A 25,759-nucleotide genomic window follows, 5' to 3' on the forward strand; every position below is an offset into this window, starting at 1 on the left:
CTGAAGCCAGCAATTAGGGGAATCTCGGGTCTAATAAGAACAAGAAATACCAACGGTATCTGTTTAATAAAACTAATGCGGCTGCAAAGGGTAGCCAAATGATGGAGATTGCAATATGCAAGACAAAGACAACAACACGGAATTGCACCAAGAAGTGCAAAATGCCGATAGACGTCGGTTCATGGGTAAAACAGCTTTACTTGGTGCAGGCGCTGTTGCTGCTCCAATGTCAGCCGCAATGTTTGCCTCTATGGCAAAAGCTCAAGCTTCTGAAGCTGGTAAAAACAGCCCATTTGTTCACCCAGGCGAGTTAGACGAATACTACGGTTTTTGGAGTGGTGGTCACTCTGGTGAGGTTCGTATTTTAGGTATTCCTTCAATGCGTGAACTGATGCGTATTCCAGTGTTCAACACTGACTCTGCAACAGGTTGGGGTATCACCAACGAAAGTAAGCGCATCAAAGGTGAAAGTGCTCACCTTCATGCGGGTGACTCTCATCACCCTCACATGAGTATGACGGATGGTCGTTATAACGGTAAGTATGTATTCATCAACGATAAAGCCAATACACGTGTTGCACGTATTCGCTGTGATGTAATGAAAACCGATAAGATGATCACCATCCCGAACGTACAAGCTATCCACGGTTTACGAGTTCAAAAAGTACCATACACCAAGTATGTGATTTGTAATGGTGAATTCGAAATCCCAATGGACAACAATGGTAAAGAAACGTTGGAAGACGTTGGCACTTACCGCTCATTGTTCAACGTGATTGACGCTGAAAAAATGGAAGTGGCTTTCCAAGTGATGGTTGACGGTAACTTAGATAACACCGACGCCGATTACGACGGTAAATACTTCGCATCAACCAGCTATAACTCAGAAATGGGTACGAACCTAGGTGAGATGATCACCAACGAGCGTGACCACGTTGTAGTATTCAATCTAGCCCGTTGTGAAGCAGCAGTAAAAGCTGGCAAGTTCAAAAACTATAATGGCAACAAGATCCCTGTTCTTGATGGCCGTAAAGGTTCTGAATTAACACGTTATATTCCAGTTCCTAAGTCTCCACATGGTTTGAATACGTCTCCAAGTGGTAAGTATTTCGTAGCAAATGGTAAATTATCGCCAACCGTTTCAATCATTGCGATTGATAAACTGGACGACCTGTTCAACGACAAAATCAAGCCACGCGATACCGTTGTTGGTGAGCCAGAACTTGGCTTAGGCCCATTACACACCGCCTTTGATAACAGAGGTAATGCCTACACGACCTTGTTCCTTGATAGCCAAATTGCTAAGTGGAATGTTGAAGACGCGATTGCTCATTATCAAGGTAAAAAAGTTAACTATCTACGTCAGAAGTTAGACGTACATTATCAACCAGGTCACAACCACACCTCTGCGGGTGAATCTCGTGATGCTGATGGTAAATGGCTAATCTCACTATGTAAGTTCTCGAAAGACCGCTTCTTACCAGTAGGTCCACTTCGCCCTGAAAACGATCAGTTAATTGATATTTCAGGCGATGAAATGAAGCTAGTTCATGATGGTCCAACTTATGCTGAACCACATGATTGTATGATCGTGCACCGCAGCAAATTGAAGCCAAACAAACTTTGGACTCGTGATGACCCAATCTTCGCTGACACAGTAGCAATGGCGAAAAAAGATGGTGTTACTCTAGAGACTGATAACAAAGTTATCCGTGAAGGTAACAAAGTACGTGTTTACATGACATCTGTTGCACCTAACTTTGGTTTAACTGAATTCAAAGTAAAATTGGGCGATGAAGTAACGGTTGTTGTGACTAACCTTGACCAAGTGGAAGACGTTACTCACGGTTTCTGTATGACCAATCATGGTGTTCAGATGGAAGTGGGCCCTCAAGCTACTGCATCTGTGACATTTACCGCAAACCAGCCGGGCGTACAATGGTACTACTGTAACTGGTTCTGTCACGCACTTCACATGGAAATGCGTGGTCGTATGTTGGTTGAAGCATAAGCTTCTACTCATACTCAATTGCCGAAGCACCTTTGTGCTTCGGCTTTTCCCCGAACTAGTATCAACAGGGCTTAAAAATGATATGACAATGCGCTTATGTTTTTTTGATTCCAATCGACCCAATGGGCGTCGACTTTTTTCTTGCATTTCTACGACGCTAGCACTTCTTCTTACGTCTTCTTTTGCTTACAGCGCAACCATAACTGTCTCACCAAACCAAGACTTACAACAATTGCTTGATAACAGCCAAAGTGGCGATGAGATTTTACTCAAACAAGGTGAATATCAAGGCAATTTCTCAATCAAACACCCGTTAACACTGAAAAGTATTCAACCTCACAAGGCCGTTATTAATTCCGGCGGTAAGGGCAATGGCATTTATGTCAAAAGTGAGCATGTCACTCTTAAAAACTTAAAAGTGATCAATTGGGGTGACGATCTTACCGAACAAGATGCCGGAATTTTTGTCGACAAAAACAGTCACCACTTAGCGCTAATCAACAACCAGCTACAAGGTGATGCCTTTGGTATTTGGGTGGATAAATGTGACGACGTTAAAGTGATTGATAACACAGTTGTCGGCAATCCTAAATTACGCTCAGCCGACAGAGGTAACGGCATTCAACTGGCTTCTGTCACCAATGGTACTATCCGAGGCAACACCGCCAGTTTAGTGCGTGATGGCTTATACGTTATTGCCAGTAAAAATAACACGCTCGAACACAATACCATGCACGACCTACGCTATGGTATTCACTACATGTATTCCTATGACAATAAGGTGCAGTACAACCTTTCGTACAACACTCGTGCGGGCTATGCCTTAATGAGTTCGCGACGCCTTATCGTCAACCACAACGTCACTCGAAACAGTGAAGATTACGGCTTTTTACTTAATTACATTACTCAGTCAGACATCAGCTACAACATTGTTGACCACGTTTGGACTAAACCTGAAAACAAAGTCTTAGGTCGAGAAGGTAAAGGCTTATTCGTTTATAACTCAGGTTATAACACCATCAGCCACAACATTGTTGATACTGCTGAAATCGGTATTCACCTCACCGCAGGCTCAGAAAAAACCAAAGTTTTTGCAAATTCCTTCATCAACAACCCAGTACAAGTGAAGTACGTTGTGAATCGTGAAGAAGAATGGAGCAAAGACGGTGTTGGTAACTACTGGAGCAACTATTTAGGTTGGGATCTCAACCATGATGGTCGTGGCGATAGCCCATTTGAGCCAAACGATGGCATCGACAAAATGGTTTGGCAATACCCAGAAGCCAAAATGTTATTAGACAGTCCAGCCGTACTGATTCTACGCTGGATCCAAAGTCAATTCCCTGTATTAAAACCAGCCGGAGTGAAGGACAGTCACCCACTGATGAAGCCGCTTGCCGTTGACGACGAAAAAGACGCTGGCGCTATGGCAATGACGGAGAACAAATAATGATGACAACACATTCTCATCCCATTGTAGAGCTGACAAACGTCAATAAGCACTACGACAAAGTAAAGGCATTACAAGGTATCAACCTCAAGGTCATGCCCGGTGAAGTACTAGGTTTATTCGGTCACAACGGTGCCGGTAAAACCACAATGATGAAACTGATCTTGGGCATTATCAAAGCCACCAGCGGCACAGTTAATGTGCTGAACGCCGATCCTATGTCTTCACAAGCCTTTGAAAGCCGTAAGCACATTGGATATCTGCCTGAGAACGTCAGCTTTTATGATCACCTAACGGGCAAAGAAGTTCTCACTTATTTTGCTCGTCTCAAAAAAGTGCCTAAGCAGCAAATTACCGACCTTCTTGAGCAAGTGGGCATAACTCACGCCATGAATCGTGCGGTGAAAACCTATTCCAAAGGGATGCGTCAACGTCTTGGTTTGGCTCAAGCATTCTTAGGGCAACCAAAGCTATTACTACTCGACGAACCAACGGTAGGCCTTGACCCAATTGCTACTCAAGAGTTTTACCAAAGCGTAGATAAGCTCAAAAGCACAGGTGCGAGTATTATCCTTTGCTCCCATGTTCTCCCCGGTGTTGAACAGCACATTGATAAAGCCATCATTATTTCGGGCGGAAAACCGCTGGCTCAAGGCAGTTTACAAGAGTTACGTCAGCAAGCTCAACTGCCTGTTACCATCAAGACACAGGGCTTAAATGGCGCATTAGTGACTGATGAACGTTTTGGTGATTTTGTTGTTGCCGCAGACGAACTTAAAGTGCCAGAAGAGAAAAATCTTGAAGTAGTAAAACAGCTATTAGAAATGAATAACATCTCCAACCTGCAAGTATTACCAGCCGATTTAGAGCAGGTGTATCAGTATTATCTTTCACATGAGCATTTGTCTCATGAGCATCTTTCTCAAAAACCAGCCAACACTACAGAGGAGGCAAAAGCATGAGCCCAGTTTTATCTGTAGCCATTAAAGAGTTTCAAGACGGTTTACGCAACCGCTGGTTAATCTCTATTACGCTCATTTTTGCGATTTTATCACTTGGATTAAGTTACTACGGTTCGGTAGCATCTGGGGAAATTGGCTTAACCTCAATTTCTTCGACCATAGCTAGCTTATCGAGCTTAGCGGTATTTTTGATCCCACTGATAGCACTCCTGCTTGCCTATGACAGCTTTGTTGGCGAGCAAGAATCTGGCACCTTATTACTGCTGCTCACCTACCCTATCAGCCACTCACAACTGCTGTTAGGCAAGTTTGTCGGTCAAGGTGCAATTATGGCTTTAGCCACCGTTCTTGGCTTTGGCAGTGCAGCAGTACTGCTTGGCTTCCAAATGGATTTTGCCATAGTGATGCACAGCTTTGGTTTGTTCATCCTCACCGCCATTTTGCTTGGCCTTTGCTTTATCTCTATCGCTTATGTCATCAGTTTGGTTGTAAGCGAAAAATCTAAAGCTGCAGGACTGGCTTTAATCCTCTGGTTCTTCTTTATTTTGGTATTCGATTTAGGTTTATTAGCCGTTTTAGTTGGTATGGAAGATGGATTGTCACAACAACAGCTTGTTAATTTGATGCTGCTCAATCCAGCCGATATCTTTCGTATGGTAAATTTAGCGAGTCTTGATACTTCAGACGTAAACGGTGTCTTAGCCGTTGCTATTAATGGCAGTATTTCGCCATTGGGTTTACTAGGCTTGCAGCTGGCATGGATTATTACGCCACTTGTTGCAGCAGGATTGATTTTTAATAGGAAAACACTGTAATGAAATTGGCGACTAAAATCTTATTGCTGGCTATTGGCATCATGTTAGCCGCTTGCAGTAAAGAACCAGAAACCTTGTCGGCTCGTGAGGCACAAGCGATTCACGCTGGCGAAGAATGCCATCTATGTGGCATGTTCATTAAGAACTTTCCCGGACCTAAAGGTGAGCTGTACCTTAAGACGTCTGACAAGATAAATAAGTTCTGCTCAACCCGCGATATGTTTACCTTCTTACTTGATCCTGAATATAAAAAACAGGTGAAAGAAGCGTTTGTACATGACATGAGCAAAGCCCATTGGAAAACCCCCGATGACAATCATTTTATCGATGCTCGCAAAGCTTGGTACGTGATTGGCTCAAGCAAAAAAGGCGCAATGGGTAAAACCTTAGCTAGCTTCGGCACTCAGCAGCAAGCTCAAGGTTTTGCAACTGAGTTTGGTGGTAAGGTTTATTCATTTGATCAAATTACCTTAAGCATTCTTTAAATACCTTTAGGTAGCAAAAGGCTGTAAAACCTTCTGCTACCTTCTGTCGAGGTGACTGGCAATCATATTTAAAGCTAAGTTATTATAGGCACCATAAACTCTGATAACGCCACAAATAAATACCTATGCAGCAACACAACGAATGGATAAATCGCTGGAAAGAAGGCCGTATTGGCTTCCATAAAATAAACGTTAACCCCCACCTTTCCGAATTTTGGCCTAGAGACTTACCTGAAGAATCTAAGGTTTTTGTTCCTCTTTGTGGCAAAAGCGTAGATTTGGCTTGGCTGACTCAATATCACCAGCAAGTCATCGGTAGCGAGTTAATTGAAAAAGGCGTTAAAGATTTTTTTAATGAACAACAATTAGAAGCGACAATAACCCAGTCTTCAACTCACAATACTTGGTCATCTGAAAAAATTAGTGTCCTTCAAGGTGATTTTTTTAAGTTACCAGCATCATTAATTGATTGTGAATACTTTTACGATAGAGCCGCGCTTATTGCCTTACCGAAAGAATATCGACAAGCCTATGTAACTCAATTACTCAAGGTCGCACCTCAATTAAAACAAGGTTTATTAATCACTCTTGAGTATGATCAAAACATTGCTAATGGCCCTCCTTTTGCTGTTCTTGAATCGGAAGTTAATGAGCTATTTGGACATCATTTTGTAATTGAAAAACTCACTCAAATTGTCGAACCAGCATTTCCTTCTGCCGTAGAAAAAGGGATAAAAGAATTTAATGAAGTGGTTTATCGACTCTCAAAAAAATAACCTTGGACTATAGTCCTAAGTCAGAGTCAGTGAACTTTCAGCTTGTAATTTTTACCATTGAATCAAATATTTTTTGATGGTGAAAATTATGAGCGCAATTAACTCTATTACGGAAGAATCTTTAGTTCGCTTCTGCAAACTTGATTTAGCAGGCCAAAGTTCAAGCGTATTGCGAGTGCAAGGTCAAGTTTATCAAGTAACAAAACTTGATGGTTCAAAGTGGGAGCTAGAGCACTTATCAGCGCCAACAAAATCAAACGATTCACCAATATTTCGATTATTTAAAAAATCATATCATTCTGTATTTCATAACAGAGCAAGCACTGTCCTTAAAGCACTATCAAAAGAAAAAGCTATTGTGCTTGATGATCATAAACATTTTTCAGTTAAGCCTTTATCTTCGCTTTATAAAGACGCTGTCTATAGACTTGCCGCAACGCCAAGACCTAAAAGCATTCCGCAATTAGACTTCAACTTTGATTTACCTAAACATGGTGATATTTATGTTTGCCGCCTTACTGGAGAATTATTAACTCCAGAGAATGCGATATTCGTTCAGTTACCCATAAGGAGTCGAACAGGAACAATTCATTATATAAATGAAATCGTTTCAAGAAGAGGATTAAGGCTTGCTGTTCTGAATTCCTCCGAAGAGGCAAAAGAAGGCTTGGCTATGACGGCATTTTCAATAGATAGTATAAAAGAGGTGACAAGCCGCAATATTCGTGGGGCTTTACACGCTAGAGGCCGTTCCCAATTAAAGACTTTTGGATTTGTTACAGCCTAAAATTTGCAAAATCTAGGCACGAAGAATGAAATTTAGTGGACTAAATGAATGATGAGTAACGCAGAGTTTGCAAATTTTAGGCGTAACCCGAAGGGCTGAGTTTCTTTTTTGTTTAAACTGCGTTGTCAAATGTTCGTGTAGAGCAACTACACTTCACATTTTCCGCCTTGTTTAACCTAAAAAATTAACAGCAGCAAATCAAAAGTCTAATTGGGAACGGCCTCTAGGCAACACAAATACTCTTCAGTTCCAATGGCAGCCAGCTTTCGTTTAACCTAAAAACATCAGTTGGGCACGTTCTCAGGCTTAGATAAAATTGTTGATAACAAGGCGAAACTTGTAGCAAGTAGTTGTGCTACTTGCAAAAGCTTCAACGCAGTTAGGAGCAATTTTAGCAAGCTTGTGAGCGTGAAGCGATTCACCTAATGGGTGAACCAACAAAAAACGAAATGTCTATATCATTTATCAGGTTAATATCTAGCTTAGCGTTCAACTGATGTTTTTAGGTTTAAAGTTTACTTAGAACCTAAGTCAGACAATGTTAAGCATTATACTTTTACCATCAAGCGTATTGTTTTATAAATTGATGGTATAAGTCATGAGTTTTCCTACGTCGCCTCAAGAACAGGTCATTGCATCTTTCTGTGCTCTAAATTTAACCAGTCAAGCTCCAGAAAGCTTATCGTTCAAAGGGCAAAATTATCAACTTATCAAAGTTAATGATAATGTTTGGCGATTACAGCATGTGAGCCAAGTGAAAGCATCTAAATTACCATTTGGTACATTATTTAAAAGTGGATATGAATACTTTTTTACAAACCAGACTTCCACAATAAAAAATACATTAACCAAAGAAGGGCTAATCATTCCAGAAGATCGTGAGCAATTTTCTATTCCTCCCATGTCCCAAGAATATAAAGAAGTAGTGGCTGCTTTGGCTAGGACTCTAGAACCCAATAATGTATCTGAAATGTCTTACAACATTTTTTGTTCACACGGCGAGGCTTTATATAGGTGTAGGCTGTCAGGTGAAGCACTTTGTGTTGAAAATGCCGTTTTAGTTAAATTACCCACAAAAACCATAAGTGGCGGTGTAGCGCTTGCTAATGAAGTTGTTTCTAGGACAGGCATTAGACTAGCGGTACAAAAACCTAATATGTTCTTAAAATATAATATCGCTATGGGAGAATTCCACTCAAGTAGTATTCAGCAGGTGACGAAATCCAATGTTAGAAATGCAATTCACAACTCCCCATTTGATTTATCTCCGGTACCTATATCAGTTGACTTTCATCTTCCTAAAGCCATTAATTGATTCATTAAAAAAGGGACTTAACAGTCCCTTTCTTTCATTACTCTTTGTTTTTACGACTATTCAAATGTGCCATGGCACGTTTGCGTCTTCGCTCTTGGCTTAAGGTTAGCTTCTCTTTTTTACCCTCAAATGGGTTTGAGCTTTCATGGAAACGTAACTGAATTGGCGAACCCACAACGTTCAATGAACGGCGGAAATAGTTCATCATATAACGCTTGTAAGAGTCTGGTAGCTTATTTACCTGATTACCATGCACAACAACAATTGGCGGATTGTAACCACCTGCGTGAGCATATTTAAGCTTCACACGACGACCGTTGATCATCGGTGGTTGGTGATCATCTTGTGACATCTGCATAATACGAGTCAGCATAGAAGTGCTTACACGCTTAGTCGCACTGTCATAAGCCTCTTCGATAGATTCAAAGATATGACCCACACCAGTACCGTGTAGTGCAGAGATAAAGTGAATACGAGCAAAGTCAATAAACCCTAAACGACGATCAAGTTCGCTTTTAACACGTTCTCTGTCATCGTTGCTCATGTTGTCCCATTTGTTTACCGCAAGAACCAGTGCTTTACCTGCGTTCAATACGAAACCTAATAGACCTAAGTCTTGCTCACTGATCCCTTCTCTAGCATCAATAACAATCAATACTACGTTAGCGTCTTCAATGGCCTTTAGGGTTTTAATTACCGAGAACTTCTCAACAGCTTGATGTACTTTTGAGCGACGACGAACACCAGCAGTATCAATAACAATGTATTCGCGATCATCACGTTCCATTGGGATATAAATACTATCACGAGTCGTACCCGGTTCATCGTAAACGACAACGCGGTCTTCACCGAGAACACGGTTTGTTAGTGTTGACTTACCAACGTTCGGCTTACCGATAATCGCCAATTTGATCGGCAATTCTTGCAAACGCTTTTGTTCTTCTTCCGCTTCTTCTTCAGTGTACTCACGGATTTTTTCAGGATCTTCCAGCTCTTTATCACGGTCAATTCCCATGGCTTCAGCATAAGGTGCTAAAGCCTGATCAATCATTGAAGTTACACCACGACCTTGTGAAGCCGCCATTTGGTATACATTACCAATGCCTAGCCCCCAGAACTCAGCAATGGCAGAGTCACCATCAATGCCATCAACTTTGTTCGCGACTAAAAAGGTCGTTTTATCCCGCACTCGAAGATGGTCGGCTAAGGCCTGATCCGCTGCAGTTAATCCTGCTCTAGCATCTACCATGAATAAAACCACATCGGCTTCTTCAATCGCCGCTAATGACTGTTCTGCCATTTTGGTTTCAATACCTTCTTCTGTACCGTCGATACCGCCAGTATCAACCACGATAAACTCATAACCTGCCAAAAAGGCACGACCATATTTTCGATCACGGGTTAACCCGGGGAAGTCGGCAACAAGTGCATCTCGAGTACGAGTAAGACGGTTAAACAGGGTCGATTTACCAACATTCGGACGACCAACAAGCGCCACTACAGGGATCATTTTATGCCTCTATCTACTACTGGGTTTCTAAACTGGCTGTCACTGAAAAGTGCCACCTTAGAAACAAAATAAGCCCTCGGCACTTTTGAACCAAGGGCTTTAATCTAATTTTGTTCAATATAAGTCTTAAGGAAGCGTTACTTCAGCAAGAGTTCCACTTCGACCTTGAACGTATATTTTACCATCAACCACTACAGGTTGAACATACAAACCGTCACTATCAACTCTGACGCGACCTTCAATCACACCTGATGTGCGGTCGATAAAGTGTAAATAGCCTTCGTAATCACCAACGACAATATATTTATCAATAACCGCTGGAGAAGTGAGTGAACGGTTGAGTAGCTCCGAGTTACTCCATAGCTCTAAGCCGTTACGCTTATCAATTGAGTAAATTCGGCTATCGCTATCCACCATAAATAAGCTTAATCCAGACTCGGATAACTCGTGGAAACTGGAGTATTTACGTGACCATAAAATACGGCCACTACGTGCATCCATAGAGACTAAGTTACCGTTATAGCTAACCGCATAGATTTTGCCGCCAGATAACAAAGGTTTCATATCTACATCGGCTAAGCGGCTAAATTCATTGCCACCTTGAGGTTTATAAATTGGTGTTTCCCAAGCAATCTGACCGTTTTGTTGCACAATAACTTGTACTTTGCCATCAGCGGTACCAACGAAGAAACCACCACCTTCATAATTAGCCGCGCCAGTTCCACGCAAAGTAAGCGGCGGTAATGGATTATCAAGCACCCATTTTTGTTTACCTGTATCAACGTCAAACGCTTCTATCGAACCATTGCCGGTGGTTACAACAACAAGATCATCACCTACCGTTGGTGTAGAAGTAAGCTCGCCACCAGTTTGTACATGCCACAATAGCTTACCTGTTGCTTCATCAAGTGCAACCAACACACCAGACTCACCACCAGCAAACACTTTATGACGGCTTACCGTTAAGCCAGAAGCCAATAGAAAATCTTTCTCGATGCCAGCATCATTAATGACTTGATTTAAATCTTGCTGCCATAATTGCTCATGGGATTTTTGATCATAAGCAATGACTTCACCATCTCGGCTACCAGCATAGATTTTGCCGTAATTGATAGCAGGTCGTAAGCGAGAGTAATAAGCACCAACGCCATCACCAACCGAAGTTTCCCAATTAATATTTGGAGAAACTGTTTCCTGAATTTCAGGTAATGGATTAATTTTTACTTCATCATCTTTTGATGAGCAAGCCGACAAGAGCGCTACACTTAAACTCGCCGCAAGCAAATTTTTACACCAAGACTTCATGCTGTTCCTTACTATTAAGCTTTTGGTAGGTTATCCAGCTTCATTTTCAATACTGGATTGTTGGCATTTTTTTCTGCTGCTAGTGCCGATTCATAGGCTTCTTTTGCTAGCTTTACGTCACCTTGGCGTACCAACAAATCTCCCTTTAATTCATCACGCTGAGGTGCAAAAGCTTCATTGGTTACCTGAGAAAGAGTGGAAAGTGCCTCGCTTACTAATCCTTTTTCAGCTTGAATTCTCGCCAAACGTAGTGTGGCCATTTCCTCAAAGCCATAGCCAGGTTTTGCTGCAATCACACTTTTAAGAGCGGTAACCGCTTTATCAAGTTCACCGGCAGTAACTGCTGCTTTAGCCAGTTGCAGTTGCAACATGGCTTGGTAACCCTTTTGATCATGCTCTTTTGTAAATTTTGCGATGTCACCAGCTAACTTAGATTCGTCAGTGGCATCATTAACTGCTGCTTGATAGGCATTAGAAGCGTTTTGAGCCTGACCTACTTGATGGTCAGAGTAATAATTCCAACCATAAAGCCCACCTAAACCAACAACGGCACCAATAATGATCGAGTTACCGTACTCTTTCCAAAAGCGTTTGATAGCATCAACTTGTTGTTCTTCTGAGCTATAAATTTCCACGCGTTGACCTCTTAAATCCGTTCTCTAAGAAAAGCTGCCAATTCATCACGGGCAACCATTTGTTGTTCGTTTCCACCTCGAAGATCTTTTACGCCAACTTCGTTATTCGCTAGCTCATTTTCTCCGATGATTAAGGCAAACTGAGCGCCACTTTTATCCGCACGCTTCATTTGCTTTTTAAAATTACCACCACCACAGTGGCTCATTACTCTAAGGCTTGGCAATGATTCACGCAAGTTTTCAGCAATTTGCACGGCTTGCGGATAACATCCAGCCCCCATTGCCGTTACGTATATATCAACAGCAGGTGCCACATCTTGGTCTAATCCCAACTCTTGCAGTAACAAAATAATGCGTTCAATACCCATGGCAAAACCAACCGCTGGAGAGTCTTTACCGCCTAATTGACTCACCAGTCCATCGTATCGACCGCCAGCTAAGACCGTACCTTGCGCACCTAAGCTCGACGTTACCCATTCAAATACAGTGCGATTGTAATAGTCTAACCCACGAACTAATCGAGGATTCACCGTGTATTGGATACCAACAGTATCAAGTAGTTCACATAATTGTGAAAAATGTTGCTTACTATCGTCAGCTAAATAATCCATCAGTTCTGGCGCATCAACAAGAATAGCCTGAATGTCTTGATTTTTAGTGTCTAGAACACGTAATGGATTACTGTACATACGACGTTTAGCGTCTTCATCCAATACATCGATGTGCTTTTCTAAAAACCCGATAAGCGCATCTCGATAAGCTGCACGTTCTTCACTGTCACCAAGAGTATTAATTTCAAGTGAAACATGCTCTTTGATACCAAGCGTTTCCCATAGTCTTGCTGAAAGCATTAACACTTCAGCGTCAGCATCGGCACTACCAATACCATAAACTTCAACACCAAACTGATGAAATTGACGATAACGACCTTTTTGTGGACGTTCATGACGAAACATTGGTCCCATGTACCAAAGTCGTTGTTCTTGGTTATATAGAAGTCCGTGTTGGTTACCTGCACGAACGGTTGAAGCCGTACCTTCTGGACGAAGTGTTAAGCTATCACCATTATTATCGGCAAAGGTGTACATTTCTTTTTCGACGATATCGGTCACTTCACCGATAGAACGCTTGAATAAATCAGTACTCTCTACAATCGGGGTTCTTAGCTCGGTATAACCATAGCTAGCCACCGATGCACGCAGGATGGACTCTAATTTTTGCCAAAGGGGAGTTTGAGTAGGCAGAATGTCATTCATTCCGCGAATCGCTTGGATCTGTTTTGCCACAGTTAGACTCGAATGATTTAATAAAACAAAAAATAAAAAAACGCCTCATTATAGGCGTTTTTTTAGTGAAGGTGCAAAAACTTAACTAAAAGTCGGTTTGACGGTTACTCTGATGCATCTTGTACATCAATTCGGTTTGACAACATAGCCGCTTTCGCTCGGATCTTAGCTTCGAGTTTATCCACTAAGTCATCGTTATCAAGACGTTCTTTTTGACGTACACCATCTTCATAAAATCCGCTTTTACGATTGCTACCCGCTAGCCCCAAATCAGACACTAAAGCTTCACCCGGACCATTAACTACGCAACCTATGATAGAAACATCCATTGGTGTTAATACGTCTTCAAGTCGTTGTTCTAATGAATTCACGGTATTGATCACATCGAACTCTTGGCGAGAACATGATGGACAAGCAATAAAGTTAATGCCTCGGCTCCGAATGCGTAGTGATTTTAGAATATCAAAGCCTACTTTGATTTCTTCTACAGGATCAGCAGCTAATGAGATACGCAATGTATCACCAATGCCTTCAGCGAGTAGCATACCTAAACCAATAGCAGATTTAACAGAACCAGTTCTCATACCACCCGCCTCGGTAATACCAAGGTGTAATGGCTGATCAATTTTCTTCGCTAGTAAACGATAAGATTCTACTGCTAAGAACACATCAGAAGCTTTAACTGAAATTTTAAATTGGTCAAAGTTGAAACGGTCGAGATAATCCACATGACGCATGGCCGATTCAACTAGAGCTTCAGGTGTTGGCTCTTTGTACTTATCCATTAAGTCTTTTTCTAACGAACCGCCATTAACACCAATGCGGATTGGAATATTTTTATCTTTAGCACAATCAACGACACTGCGAACACGCTCTTCGTTACCAATATTCCCTGGATTGATACGTAAGCAATCTACGCCGTATTCGGCCACACGAAGCGCAATACGATAATCAAAGTGAATATCGGCAACCAACGGTACTTCAGTTTGCTTACGGATTTCTTTAAAGGCTTCAGCAGCATCCATGGTTGGAATTGATACCCTTACGATATCAGCGCCCACATTTTCTAGGGCTTTAATTTGCGCCACCGTAGCTGCAACATCGTTTGTATTGGTATTTGTCATGGACTGCACGCTGATAGGTGCGCCATCACCTACAGGTACTTTTCCCACATAAATACGTGTTGATTTACGTCTTTTGATGGGATTTTCGCTATACATAAAATTTCTCCGTACTGCCTGCAACTTGTGTAAGGGCACTCAAGCCACTCAGTGAAGTCTAGTTCACGATGATTATGGGTTCTCGGCTAATGTCATTCTGGCTGTTTTACCAGCTGGAAACCTATCCATATCCACAGTCACACCATCGACTTTAAGTTGGATTGACTCTGGCGCGCCAAAAATGGCTTTTAAAGGAGCTTCACCTTCGGCAGTGATCACTCGGCCAGATTTTTTTAGTCCAGAAACAATAACCTTTCCTGTAGCATCTTGAATATTTATCCAGCAATCTCCAGTTAAAGTTAGATTAATTTCTGTTAACTTCACTGGTTCATCACTATGATCTTCCACAGAAATAGCTGATATAGGAACGTCTGCGGCGCTTTCTAACTCTGTTAACAGACTAGGTTTTTCAGTTTTTTCTTGAATGTTATGACTGCTGTTGGAGTTTACCGTTTGAAGTTGTGGTTCTACTTTTTCAGCTTTGTCTTTAACTGTCTCAGTTTTAGGCTCAACAGAAGAACCCACATGAATTTCTGTCGATGATGATTCAGCTTGTGTGCTTTGCTTATTGACTAATTCTTGCTTCTCTTCTGGGCTAGGCTTTGATAAGTCGACTAACCCTGAGAACATTGTGGATTTTTGTATTCCCCACCAACATAACATTGCCACTAAAATGGCAACGATAAGATACGTTATCCACATCCATTGGCTATTAGCCGCTTGCATAGATGTCTTATTCGAAAAGCTTTGCATACTAGGTGATACAGGAGTCGCTAATTGCCTTTCAACACATTCATTGATTAAAAAAGGGTCGGCAGATACATAGCGCGCATAATTTTTAATATATCCTCGAACATACGTCGAAGAGGCCATGTTACTAAATTCATCGTTTTCGATATCTTCAATGATTGCAATTCGAAGATTAAGGGCTGTAGCGATATCTTCAATACTTAAGCCTTTATCTTTTCTTGCCATTTTCAATAATGAGCCAACAGTATGTTCAGGCTCGGAATTGTTTTGGTCTGTTTCAGACGCTGGATTATTTGAATCTGTCATTAGTGCATACTTGCTCGATATTGCTTAGCCTGTTGTGATTTTGGATACTTAGCTAATAATGTTAATCCATACTGCTTAACTGCATCATTGTCATTTTGCGCTCGAGCAATATCAATCCCTAGTTGTAGACTTAGAGGAGTGGCTATCGCCAGCCTATGATATTGTTCAAGTTTCGCTTTTGCCGCGGGCAGTTGCTTTAATGTTAACTGAATTCTAGCTAATTCCAAGAGTGAATTGGCTCGCCGAGGATCATATTTTAAAGCTAATTCGAAGTATTTCGCGGCTTTAGATAAATCGCCGCTGGCTTCCATGCACAGCCCTAGATTTTCGTAACTGTCTGCCGTTCGAGTGTATTTAGGCATGTTAATGGCTTTGAGAAACATGGTTTCAGAGCGGTTAAACTTCTTTTGCTCACATAAAAACACACCGAAGTTATTATACGCATCACCTGTGACATTACGACTATTTATCGCATTTTCATAAGCACGTCCAGTGCGGGCCGTATCACCAACTTTTTGATAGTAATAAGCCATGGCAATATGCACTTCTTCAAGATTTGGTGCGTACTCCATGGCTTTTTCTAAATTATATTTTGCTTGTTCGGTATTGCCGCGTTTTAAATAGGTCAAACCAAGTTGCATTCTTTCTAATGCGGCATTGTCTTTATTAAAACCAGGATCAGTTACTGGACGTTCTGTTCCCTTATAAGTCCTTTGCGTCACACATCCAGATGTGAGTACAAGCGCCGTAACCACACAGCCAATAAGCCATCCTTGTTTCATAACATACCTAATTTATTTGCAATATGATTAGGCTATTGTGACTGATATCTTATCTTGTTGCATGCGTTTTTTTGCAAGACGTTTGGTACGGTCTCGAATGTCTCCGGCCAACTGTCCACAAGCGGCATCAATATCATCACCACGGGTTTTACGAACAATAACCGTTAGCCCATACTCCATTAATACTTTTGAAAAACGGTCGATGCGAGAGTTTGAACTTCGCCCATAAGGAGAACCTGGATATGGGTTAAATGGGATTAAGTTGATCTTACACGGTGTATCTTTCATTAGCTTAGCTAATTCGTGTGCTTGATCAGTGCTGTCATTGATATGATCTAGCATTACATACTCTAGCGTCACTTTACCGCGGTTGGCATTAGATATTGCAAGATAACGACGGATTCCAGCCAAGAAACTCTCTAAGTTATATTTTTTGTTAACAGGCACCAATACATCACGTAACTCATCATTTGGTGCATGAATACTAACCGCCAAAGCTACGTCGAGTTCTTCGCCCATTTTATCCAACGCAGGCACAACACCTGACGTTGATACTGTCACTCGACGTTTAGATAAACTAAATCCAAAATCATCTAACATGACTTTAATCGCGGGGATCACATTGGCAAGGTTCAATAATGGTTCACCCATTCCCATCATTACAACATTGGTAATTGGACGTTCACCCGTTTCTTTTTGAAAACCTAAAAAGTCAGATACGCGCCAAATTTGTCCTACAATCTCTGCAACACTTAAGTTACGGTTAAAGCCCTGCTGAGCAGTAGAGCAAAAAGTACATTCCAAGGCACAGCCCACTTGTGATGATACACATAGCGTAGCTCTATCCTCTTCAGGAATGTATACGGTTTCGACTTCTTGGCCATCACCAACATTAATTGCAAATTTAATCGTGCCATCAGATGATTTTTGATAGCTGGAAATTTCAGGAGCAACAATTTCGCAGCGCGCAGCCAATTTTGCACGAAGCTTTTTATTGATATTGGTCATTTCTTCAAAATCAGACACGCCAAAGTGATAGATCCACTTCATTAACTGATCGGCACGAAACGGCTTTTCACCCATGTCGGCAAACAGTTCTCGCATCGCGTTGCGATCCAAATCCAGTAGATTGATCTTGTTATCACTCATTGTTGTCTAACCTCAAAAAACTATAAACATACCCAACACTGACGACTCAATTGTTGGGGCGCTGGATTATACTGCGTTTAGTTTTCAATCGCTACTCAGATTACTTGTATTTACTGTAAATGAAGCTTTATTAAAGAAGCTTGAGACTTTTATGTATTAGGTGAATGCTATACCTAACCAAGGCAACGTTTTGAGGTTAGCTTGCTATTCACATGGGATTTTATAAACGAACGACTTAGCCGTTGTGTCGACTTATCTTGCTACCCAGCACCTACTGATGGTCAAGAAGTCACATTTGCGGTTTGTGAGCAAAACAAAGGTTTGGTTCAGCAGTTTGTAACTTACAAAGTTAAGATAGTGAAAACAACAGAGGGAGACAGAATTAAGCTCAATGAAGTGGGTTTTGAAAGAGTGTTACAACTATTTCATATTGGAGCATCAATGAGAAATGCTATTCAACAGAAATACAATTTAACCATCACTAATACACCAAATTATTTCTATCGCTCAACAGCAAACTTAGTTCACTTTAAAAGATTAGAGCTCTATGAAGTTACTGCCGATGGAGCCTGTTTTCCTCGCTGCTTTTTAGCCAGTCACTATAGAACTCCCTATTGGTTAACTAATGGAAGCCCAAAAAAGATCTCTAAAGCATTGCTAGCCTGTAATACAAAGCCTTATTTTTTAAATGCCATTAACACTTCATTTGCCTTGGCTATCAGTCATGCCCATCAATTACCTGACTATATAGTTGAGTATTTTTCCTGCAACCCTAATTTTGCAGAGAATATTTATAATGCCACCTTTGCAATAGCCAATTTCAAACTTTTTTCGCCACTTTACGTTAGAGCTTGTTTGCATGAATTTCCACAATCGAGATCGCGTATGGATCAGGTCGCAATTCAGAGGTTTTTTATTGATTTTGTAGATGGTATTTTTTTAGGTTGTCAAAAAGGATTAGCGTTTTTTACCAACTCTTATTCACCAGAGCATCACGTTCAAAAAGGTGAACCAATTGCATTATGCGTTGCTGAAAGTGATCATTACGAGTTGCTTGCAAGCCCTGATTACTTTGAAGAAAATTATATAGCTGAACCTTTGCCTAACGTTCAAACCTCGCGCGTATTCATGCCCCAAACTTGCTCAGAAAGTTTACTTAGATGTGCAATAGCTTACAAACATAAAGACCTCAATTGGCTATTATTGGATGCCAAGAATAAAAAAGCAGTTATTGCTGAGTTTGAACGACTTGAATACAAAGGGATGTTTCTTGCTGCATTCCAAGTAGAAATAGTGAAACGTTTACAAAATAAAAAGGAAAACCCAAGTTTTTATCTTCCCTCATACATTCACTCTATTGAATTTAATGACAAAACATTTTTAGATAAAATTTTCGATACTCTATTCTTAGAAACCGGTACCGAGTCCAACCATGTATGGAAATTACAATACTTCCTATGCCTTGAAGAGCAAATTCAAAAGGAAACTCAAGCCATTACTGAAGAAAATAGATGCGATTGGGAAGAAGTTGATCTCACGTTAAAGTGTAAAGACGGAAAAAATGAAGAATGGGAGCATTTTCAATTTAGAAGAGTCAAGAATCAAAATGCAGAATATGAAAAGCCATTTCCGTTCCCAAGAAGCACTTTTGAGCAAGAAGTTTTATGCTCTATTCTTGAAGAAGTTACCAAATTGTTTTTTGAGGTTTCTGGTATACTAGACACCCCTTCAGAACAAAACGACCGAGCATTTATTTGTGGCAATAACGGAAATTATTGTATTTATGCACCTGATGATTTTTTTATAAAAGACGAATCTTCTGATCCAGCAACAGATAATGATCGCGTTGAAAACTTTACGCCCGGTATTTCTTTGGAAACCGAAGAGCAACAGGCGCAAGCTTTTTCTCAGAAACATTAGAGGTTATTCAGCGGTAACCTCATCAATAGGGCCTACGTCCATACCTTCATAAGTTTCCACATCGTAAGCTTTTACCAAGGCAAAAAACTCTTGGTTTCGTATATGCAATGTCTCTACTGTATGCTTTTCTTCCATATCTACGCGTAAATAAATCAAATCCGGATTTTCATCATCTTCAGCGGCTTCAATAAACCCAATTGGTTCGAACCCTTCACTTTCAAGGTGACTACCAAGTTTTGTCAGCTTCTGTTCACTGGTATCACCAAAAAAGTACGACCAACGACACACTTCATCAATATCAAAGTTCGCTTCTGCTTGTTGGGTAAACTCACGAGTTTCGGCAAAAAATGCCTCAATGGTTTCTTTACTGATTTCAGACATCTAATAAATACCTAATTAACCTTTAGTTCGGCGAAGAATATCATCTTATTTGGAGTGCAAAAAGCACATCAGTTCTGACTCTAATCCATTAAGCTTAATTTCATACATTAATGCTAACTGTTCACCTAACTTCCCATTAGGAAACCCTTTTTGCTTGAACCATACTAAGTAGGGTTCAGGTAACAACAACAAAGGTGTACCTGCGTACTTGCCGAATGGCATTTTTTGATTAATGGCATCGATTAATTGTTGCCCTAACGGTTCATTCATAAAAGTAAAATCTAGAAAGTGGGTTGAAGTACTTTAACCACAAAATAAAACCGATCCAACTTTAGAATCGGCTTCTATGATATTAGCTTTCCTGCGGGTCCCATTAATTTAGGGTCGATGAACTGCACAAAACGCAACTGACGAGAGCATTCTTCATTGTGAGTATCAATATCTTTAGAGTATTGAATCAATTTATTGCCGCCCAACTTTTTAGCTTCATCCAGCGCGGTGCTCGCTTGAGAAGTTGCATTATTAAACGTCTCTTTTTCTAATCCACGTTCAAGTGTGTCATACCCTATGCTTGCCCTAACTTGAAATGGTAGCTCTTTAAATCCACCATTAATTTTACCAATTTGGATAAGTACGTTCTCTAAGGACTGAGAAATTTGTTCTTGTTCGTCTAATAAAAAATACGCATAAAAACGAGCAAAGTCTTCGCGATAAACTCTGCCTTTTCCTACGGATTTTTTTAGCAAAATAGCGATATCTTTTAAGATTTCATTTCCAACATATACACCATAGTGGTCTTTAATTGGCATAATGTTATCGAGTTCAATAATAGCGATACCAAAGCTTTGTTTTGATTGATCTGAATGACGATAAACTGTCAAGCCACGCACATTGCCATCAGATGTTCTTGGCAGACCGGTGACTTTATCTTTTCGGTTATGCACAGCCAATGCAACACCAATGCCCCAACTGCCTATAAGTAACCCAGCCAAAGTAACAATTAGAATGTTCCTGTATCTTTGGCTCGACTCAAAGGTTTTGATTTGTTGACGATGCTTTAACTCAAGTCCCGATACCATATAGCTGCGACTTTCGGCAAATATAAGATCCCTTTCAAGCTCCTCGAAATTGAACTTTGCTGCTTCAATAGCTAACTTTTTAGCTTTATCATCATCATACAACCATTTGTGATAAAACTGTTCTTTTTGGGAGTGGTAATAAGCTGCCTTATAATCTTGCTTATGATGGGCTATTTTGCCTGATATTTGATGAGCAATGCGTATTGAATCATATAAGCTGATATCTTCAGGTAAGGTTAATACCGTTTTGGCTAACCCGATTGCTTTATTATGCTGCTTTAACTCTAAATATGCTTTAGCTTGGTAAACATTAACTCTTGCTATTTCAACCTGAAAATTCAATTTTTCGTAAATAGCTTTAGCTTGCTCCAGATAATCAATACCATTCAAATACTGATTACTATCAATCTTGAGTTCACCTAGCATTCGATAACTTAATCCACTAAGTACAGGAGCCGCATTTTTACCGCAGTCAGAGACAATATTAAGGAGTATACTTTCTGCTTTTGAGTCGTTGTTTTTCGCTCTGTGCGCACTGGCTAAAAATAAGTCGGTAGTACACTCTTCATTTTTAAACTTTCCATTTGAAATTTTTTTTAGTTTATCTGCATACTTAAAAACTTGCTCAAATACTTCAAAATTATTAAAAAAATTAAGCAATCTAAAATAAACACTAATTTGAATTGGAACATCTTCAATGAAACGCACCAGTTCAAGTTGCTTTTGTGCCATTTCCAAAGCTTGTTTATAATTATTTAAACTAATATAAGCAATGTATTTACTATTTAACGCATTGACTAATTGTTTTTTACTACTTTTTTCCCAGTCCACTTCAGATAAAACTTTTAATGCATTTTCAAACTTACCCGAATATAAGTTAGCTGTGGATTTTAATAATAATAACTCAATATTTTGATGCTCTGACAGCACTCTTGTTTGCAATAACTCTTCAATCTGCTTTTCTGCAGATAGCACATCCGTCTTTAACAATGATTTAATATCTAAAAGATCTTGGTCATTGACACTTTCTTTTTCAAAAGAGAAAGCTACATTAGCCATTAACACCATGACTAACATAGCTATTTTGCAAAGTTTATTCTTCATCTGATGCTTGATATATATATAAAATCCGATGGCTTGTTCTGTAAGGGAGGCGTTCTTTCAAGCTTTTTTCATCACCACTCATCATCACTGAAATATCATCTTCAGATAACCCATATTCTTCCATTACTTTTTTAGGCTCTTTCTTATAGCGTTCCAAAAATTCTGTATCTTCACCCAATTGAGCTAAAAACTTATCTAACATATTGCCTCCATACACATATAGTTTAACGATAGAAATTGAGTATCAGCCTATATCACTAGGCATTATCCCAAGCTTATTTAATACTTTTTGATTAAATTCCATTTTTTTTGCAGGCGGAATCAATAAAGTACTGATACAGGTTAAATCAGCAAAAGGAAGATCTTTTAATTGAATGCGGTCAATTCTCGGTTTGAATGTTGGCAGGTTAGCAGCTTCATAAATAACAATTTCATGATCAAGCGGATACCATTCATTTAATTGCTCAACCAAAATTTGTAAGCGATCTGAATTAGTGTGGAATTCAGTAAAAGTATGCTCTCCTGCCAATCCTATCTGCCATAACAATAAATAAATCGCAGGATCGGGAGTATGTTGATAGAACATAAATTGGGTTGCTTCGTACCCCTGATGCCCACAAGAGCCAGGATCGATACCTAAATCTGCCCACAAGCATGCTTCTGCTGAAATTCCAGGCTCCATATGCGCATCAAAGCCTTCTTTTCTCAGCTGATTGATCGCTAGATGAGAGACACAAGCAAAAACACCAGGGTGACCATAAAGCGCACAAACGACTTTTTTGCCATCTCGTACTGCTTGGCAAATAGCAGCAACCATTTCATTGTATGTATCGCGGCGATTTTTTACTTCGCCCTCTTGAGCGTAATATGGTTGCAAATTCACAACATTCGAATTGATACTTTCTAGCCAACTTTGAGCAAAACTCTCGGGCATTAACGAGAAAACCACATCGGCATGCTCAATATAACTTTTACTACGAACACTGATATGGCCAGCCAATTGTAAGCCAGTCCCAACGCAAACTAATGAGCCCAAAAATGTTACCTCTATGTACTTGTTTTTATTCTTTTGCTGCGTAACCTACCTAAAATAAAATCATTACACAACAACATTTTTTTGTAGTAAATCATAGAGTAATTCACTAGCCCACCTTGAATATTCAGTATTCATTACTGTTGAATGGGCTATAAATAGTGTCAACACTCTAACTCAACATCTTGTTAACAGCGTATCATTCTAGCTATTGTTCTAAATTACGAATTTTATTTTATCAAACTTAACTGAAATACGGAGTAATTCGATATTTAGAAAAAATGAATACTCGCATCTTATTGGAACTAATTCCCAATATATGACTCCAATGCCTCATCGCCCTTGTAATCATAAGGATAGCTTGGGTATGATTGCCCAAATAATTAGACAAAACCGTGGTTGGTATGATCAATAAAAAACAAGGATTGACCCTTTTGAGCGCAGCAGCGCTTTCAGTTTCATTGAGTGCTTGTAGTGTATTTGATTGGTTGATCTATAAACCAGATGTTGCTCAGGGCAACTACATGGATCAATTGCAAGTTGATAAACTGCGCATTGATATGACCAAAGCCCAAGCTGAATACGTACTTGGCCACCCAGTTTTACGCGATAGCTTTGCAGACAATACTTGGTACTATGTTTACCACTTCAAAAGTGGACGTGATGCCAGTGTCATTCATAAAGAACTCATTTTACACTTCAAAAATGACAAGCTTGAAAAAATCACAGGTGATTATGAATTAAGTAAAGAATTCAATACGCCTCTTGAGCAAAGTCAGTTACCTTCTCAAACTCAAAAGTAGTAATTCATGCGGCTGAAATTCAGCCGCTTTTCAAAGACTACGATATTATTTGATTTTACTGCCTGTGGTTTTATTGGCTCGTCCTTCCTGAACCGCTTTCTCAGCTCGACGACGACGTACATCTTTAGGATCGGCAATTAATGGACGGTAAACCTCCAAACGTTCACCAGCTTCCATCACTCTATCGTGCTTTATTAGGTTACTAAAAACACCTAGCTTTACATTGTCATAATCAATTTCAGGAAAAAAAGTTTGCATACCGCTTTGTTTTAGTACTTCAATAGCCGTGGTATCCGGACTCGTATTTACTGAAATTATTTTTTGTTGCTTTGGTAACGCATAAACCACATCGATCATAATGTGTTCAGGCTCGTGATTCATGATTCAACTCCATAAACAACTTTGGCTCGCTGAGTAAAGGCCGTAACCATAGACCCCATCAATTCTTTAAACACCCTATTAAAAGCAAAATCAATCAATGAACTAGAAAATTCAAAATCTAACTCAAACTCAACTTTACATGCATCTTCTGCAAGTTCTATAAACTTCCATTCACCACTCAAATACTTAAATGGGCCATTCTCTAACTCTAGCTTTATAGACTTGCCAGTAATTAAAGCATTACGCGTAGTAAATGTCTTTTTCATTCCAGCTTTACTGACATCGACCGATGCAACCATGCTTTCATCATCACAACTTATCACCTTACCACCGACACAACCGGGTAAAAATTCTTTATATGATTCAACATCGTTAACCAATTCATACATCTGCATAGCACTGTATCGAACTAGCATACTTCGAGCGATAATAGGCATGACATTCCAAAAGTAAAAATTTTGCCAAGATTTTACCACGAATCCCAAAAATCTCATCTACATCAAGTGAATCCAATTTAACAATTCATTTTAGAAGCGTATAATACGTCACATGGGAAAGAAAAAATCAAAGCAAGCCGCGCCCGGAAGTATTGTCCGTAATAAGCGCGCCACCTTCGAATTTAAAATCGAAGAGAAAATAGAAGCTGGTCTTGAACTTCAAGGCTGGGAAGTCAAATCACTCAGAATGGGTAAAGTTACCCTTGCAGACACTTATGTATTCATCAAAAACGGTGAATGCTGGATGCATGGTTGTACCGTTACGCCACTCAATACGGCATCGACTCACACTTACTGTGAACCTGCTCGCCTGAAAAAATTGCTATTAAAGCGCCGCGAGATCGACAAACTGGAAGGTTTAGTTGAACGTCAAGGCTACACCATCATTCCTCTATCTCTATATTGGAGAAAAGGCGCTTGGGTGAAAGTAGAAATCGGTTTAGGTAAAGGTAAAAAAGAACACGATAAGCGTGATGCCAGCAAAGAACGCGACTGGCAACGTGAAAAATCGCGTACTATGAAAGATTCGTTGAAGCAATAATTTGCTTGATTAACGAACACTTAAGCGTAGACCTTTTAATAACTTCTGGCTGAGTCGAGCCTAAAGGGTTATACTTCCAAGTCTGGGGGCGATTAGGATTCGACAGGATTCACGAAACCCTGGGAGCATGTCGAGGGGCGGTTGGCCTCGTAAAAAGCCGCACTGTTATACTTGCTAACCAAGATAACTACAACGCTAGAATAGCTGCTTAAACCCAGCGCTAGCCCATCCTGCTTACGTTTATCAAATGGGCAGAGTATTTGGATGGTCATCTAACATTTGATAGCGAGGGAACCTTGTTTGGGGGTGAACCGCGAAACAGTACCAAACTCGCCTGACGGTATCCTGTCTTTCGGAGACCCAAAGGTTAACTAAATGAAAGACTAAACATGTAGCGCCTTGGATGTAGGCTTTCTGGACGGGGGTTCAAATCCCCCCGCCTCCACCAAATTTAGTAACAAAGACGTCTTCGGACG

General features: G+C 40.3%; 25 protein-coding genes, 1 other RNA gene and 1 pseudogene. 12 read left to right on the forward strand and 15 right to left on the reverse strand.

Features of this window, described 5'->3' with window-relative positions; translation table 11 throughout:
• Positions 1 to 115: 115 nt before the first annotated feature.
• The 8 genes from nosZ to AC1EU0_RS00590 all read left to right on the forward strand — a co-directional run bounded on the left by nosZ (position 116) and on the right by AC1EU0_RS00590 (position 8,601).
• Positions 116 to 2,011 carry a TAT-dependent nitrous-oxide reductase gene (gene nosZ, locus AC1EU0_RS00555; protein WP_480299933.1) on the forward strand — a complete coding sequence of 632 codons (1,896 nt, stop codon included), beginning with the start codon at positions 116 to 118 and terminating at the stop codon, positions 2,009 to 2,011.
• Between the two features lie 88 nt (positions 2,012 to 2,099).
• On the forward strand, positions 2,100 to 3,461 hold the full coding sequence (locus AC1EU0_RS00560; protein WP_480299934.1) for a nitrous oxide reductase family maturation protein NosD: 1,362 nt from the start codon (positions 2,100 to 2,102) through the stop codon (positions 3,459 to 3,461).
• The gene (locus tag AC1EU0_RS00565; RefSeq protein WP_480299935.1) at positions 3,461 to 4,423 is read left to right on the forward strand and encodes an ABC transporter ATP-binding protein; all 963 of its coding nucleotides are present in this window, start codon (positions 3,461 to 3,463) and stop codon (positions 4,421 to 4,423) included. The genes AC1EU0_RS00560 and AC1EU0_RS00565 overlap by 1 nt, the downstream gene beginning before the upstream one ends.
• Positions 4,420 to 5,238, forward strand: coding sequence for an ABC transporter permease (locus tag AC1EU0_RS00570; protein WP_480299936.1), 819 nt, complete (start codon positions 4,420 to 4,422; stop codon positions 5,236 to 5,238). The genes AC1EU0_RS00565 and AC1EU0_RS00570 overlap by 4 nt, the downstream gene beginning before the upstream one ends.
• Complete coding sequence (locus AC1EU0_RS00575; RefSeq protein WP_480299937.1) at positions 5,238 to 5,723, forward strand: nitrous oxide reductase accessory protein NosL; 486 nt, start codon at positions 5,238 to 5,240, stop codon at positions 5,721 to 5,723. Before AC1EU0_RS00570 ends, AC1EU0_RS00575 begins: the two co-directional genes overlap by 1 nt.
• A gap of 125 nt (positions 5,724 to 5,848) precedes the next feature.
• Positions 5,849 to 6,499 carry a thiopurine S-methyltransferase gene (locus tag AC1EU0_RS00580; protein WP_480299938.1) on the forward strand — a complete coding sequence of 217 codons (651 nt, stop codon included), beginning with the start codon at positions 5,849 to 5,851 and terminating at the stop codon, positions 6,497 to 6,499.
• 76 nt (positions 6,500 to 6,575) lie between these two features.
• The gene (locus AC1EU0_RS00585; RefSeq protein WP_480299939.1) at positions 6,576 to 7,286 is read left to right on the forward strand and encodes a hypothetical protein; all 711 of its coding nucleotides are present in this window, start codon (positions 6,576 to 6,578) and stop codon (positions 7,284 to 7,286) included.
• Between the two features lie 598 nt (positions 7,287 to 7,884).
• Complete coding sequence (locus AC1EU0_RS00590) at positions 7,885 to 8,601, forward strand: hypothetical protein (protein WP_480299940.1); 717 nt, start codon at positions 7,885 to 7,887, stop codon at positions 8,599 to 8,601.
• A 37-nt stretch (positions 8,602 to 8,638) separates the two neighbouring features.
• Here AC1EU0_RS00590 and der read toward each other — a convergent pair whose 3' ends face one another.
• From der to rlmN, 8 genes are all read right to left on the reverse strand, one after another.
• Entirely contained in the window at positions 8,639 to 10,111 is a 1,473-nt protein-coding gene (gene der / locus AC1EU0_RS00595; RefSeq protein WP_480299941.1) for a ribosome biogenesis GTPase Der, read from the reverse strand.
• Positions 10,112 to 10,237: 126 nt separating this feature from the next.
• On the reverse strand, positions 10,238 to 11,416 hold the full coding sequence (gene bamB / locus AC1EU0_RS00600; protein WP_480299942.1) for an outer membrane protein assembly factor BamB: 1,179 nt from the start codon (positions 11,414 to 11,416) through the stop codon (positions 10,238 to 10,240).
• A gap of 14 nt (positions 11,417 to 11,430) precedes the next feature.
• Entirely contained in the window at positions 11,431 to 12,051 is a 621-nt protein-coding gene (locus AC1EU0_RS00605) for a YfgM family protein (RefSeq protein WP_480299943.1), read from the reverse strand.
• An 11-nt stretch (positions 12,052 to 12,062) separates the two neighbouring features.
• Positions 12,063 to 13,337, reverse strand: coding sequence for a histidine--tRNA ligase (hisS, locus tag AC1EU0_RS00610; protein WP_480299944.1), 1,275 nt, complete (start codon positions 13,335 to 13,337; stop codon positions 12,063 to 12,065).
• 104 nt (positions 13,338 to 13,441) lie between these two features.
• Positions 13,442 to 14,557, reverse strand: a complete 1,116-nt coding sequence (gene ispG / locus AC1EU0_RS00615; RefSeq protein ID WP_480299945.1) for a flavodoxin-dependent (E)-4-hydroxy-3-methylbut-2-enyl-diphosphate synthase — start codon at positions 14,555 to 14,557, stop codon at positions 13,442 to 13,444.
• 72 nt (positions 14,558 to 14,629) lie between these two features.
• On the reverse strand, positions 14,630 to 15,613 hold the full coding sequence (locus AC1EU0_RS00620) for a RodZ domain-containing protein (RefSeq protein WP_480299946.1): 984 nt from the start codon (positions 15,611 to 15,613) through the stop codon (positions 14,630 to 14,632).
• A complete protein-coding gene (pilW, locus tag AC1EU0_RS00625; RefSeq protein ID WP_480299947.1) occupies positions 15,613 to 16,395 on the reverse strand; it encodes a type IV pilus biogenesis/stability protein PilW in 783 nt (260 codons plus the stop codon). The genes AC1EU0_RS00620 and pilW overlap by 1 nt, the downstream gene beginning before the upstream one ends.
• A 27-nt stretch (positions 16,396 to 16,422) precedes the next feature.
• Positions 16,423 to 17,544 carry a dual-specificity RNA methyltransferase RlmN gene (gene rlmN / locus AC1EU0_RS00630; protein ID WP_480299948.1) on the reverse strand — a complete coding sequence of 374 codons (1,122 nt, stop codon included), beginning with the start codon at positions 17,542 to 17,544 and terminating at the stop codon, positions 16,423 to 16,425.
• A gap of 201 nt (positions 17,545 to 17,745) precedes the next feature.
• On the opposite strand from rlmN, the gene AC1EU0_RS00635 reads away from it, so the two are divergent.
• Positions 17,746 to 19,464: a hypothetical protein gene (locus AC1EU0_RS00635; protein ID WP_480299949.1), complete on the forward strand. Its 1,719-nt coding sequence runs from the start codon at positions 17,746 to 17,748 to the stop codon at positions 19,462 to 19,464.
• 3 nt (positions 19,465 to 19,467) lie between these two features.
• Here the strand turns inward: AC1EU0_RS00635 and AC1EU0_RS00640 are convergent, their stop codons facing one another.
• The 5 genes from AC1EU0_RS00640 to AC1EU0_RS00660 form a co-directional block, all read right to left on the reverse strand.
• Positions 19,468 to 19,845: a ribonuclease E inhibitor RraB gene (locus AC1EU0_RS00640; protein WP_480299950.1), complete on the reverse strand. Its 378-nt coding sequence runs from the start codon at positions 19,843 to 19,845 to the stop codon at positions 19,468 to 19,470.
• Between the two features lie 45 nt (positions 19,846 to 19,890).
• Positions 19,891 to 20,115 (reverse strand): DUF3820 family protein, encoded by a 225-nt coding sequence (locus tag AC1EU0_RS00645; protein WP_480299951.1) that lies wholly within the window; start codon positions 20,113 to 20,115, stop codon positions 19,891 to 19,893.
• A gap of 74 nt (positions 20,116 to 20,189) precedes the next feature.
• Positions 20,190 to 21,983 carry a diguanylate cyclase domain-containing protein gene (locus tag AC1EU0_RS00650; RefSeq protein WP_480299952.1) on the reverse strand — a complete coding sequence of 598 codons (1,794 nt, stop codon included), beginning with the start codon at positions 21,981 to 21,983 and terminating at the stop codon, positions 20,190 to 20,192.
• A gap of 34 nt (positions 21,984 to 22,017) precedes the next feature.
• Complete coding sequence (locus AC1EU0_RS00655) at positions 22,018 to 22,230, reverse strand: hypothetical protein (RefSeq protein ID WP_480299953.1); 213 nt, start codon at positions 22,228 to 22,230, stop codon at positions 22,018 to 22,020.
• A gap of 42 nt (positions 22,231 to 22,272) precedes the next feature.
• Entirely contained in the window at positions 22,273 to 23,064 is a 792-nt protein-coding gene (locus tag AC1EU0_RS00660; protein WP_480299954.1) for an SAM-dependent methyltransferase, read from the reverse strand.
• A gap of 401 nt (positions 23,065 to 23,465) precedes the next feature.
• Between AC1EU0_RS00660 and AC1EU0_RS00665 the strand changes: the two are divergent.
• Positions 23,466 to 23,849 (forward strand): annotated as a pseudogene (locus tag AC1EU0_RS00665) (outer membrane protein assembly factor BamE); the annotation flags it as partial.
• A 60-nt stretch (positions 23,850 to 23,909) separates the two neighbouring features.
• On the opposite strand, the gene AC1EU0_RS00670 reads toward AC1EU0_RS00665, so the two are convergent.
• Entirely contained in the window at positions 23,910 to 24,245 is a 336-nt protein-coding gene (locus tag AC1EU0_RS00670; protein WP_480299955.1) for an RnfH family protein, read from the reverse strand.
• Positions 24,242 to 24,682, reverse strand: a complete 441-nt coding sequence (locus AC1EU0_RS00675) for an SRPBCC family protein (RefSeq protein WP_480299956.1) — start codon at positions 24,680 to 24,682, stop codon at positions 24,242 to 24,244. Before AC1EU0_RS00675 ends, AC1EU0_RS00670 begins: the two co-directional genes overlap by 4 nt.
• 112 nt (positions 24,683 to 24,794) lie before the next feature.
• On the opposite strand from AC1EU0_RS00675, the gene smpB reads away from it, so the two are divergent.
• Together smpB and ssrA are read left to right on the forward strand one after the other, a co-directional pair.
• Positions 24,795 to 25,283, forward strand: a complete 489-nt coding sequence (gene smpB / locus AC1EU0_RS00680; protein ID WP_480299957.1) for an SsrA-binding protein SmpB — start codon at positions 24,795 to 24,797, stop codon at positions 25,281 to 25,283.
• Between the two features lie 84 nt (positions 25,284 to 25,367).
• Positions 25,368 to 25,731: a transfer-messenger RNA gene (ssrA, locus tag AC1EU0_RS00685) on the forward strand.
• The last annotated feature ends 28 nt before the right edge of the window (positions 25,732 to 25,759 follow it).

The organism is Parashewanella sp. 2210YD4-3, from assembly GCF_056591735.1.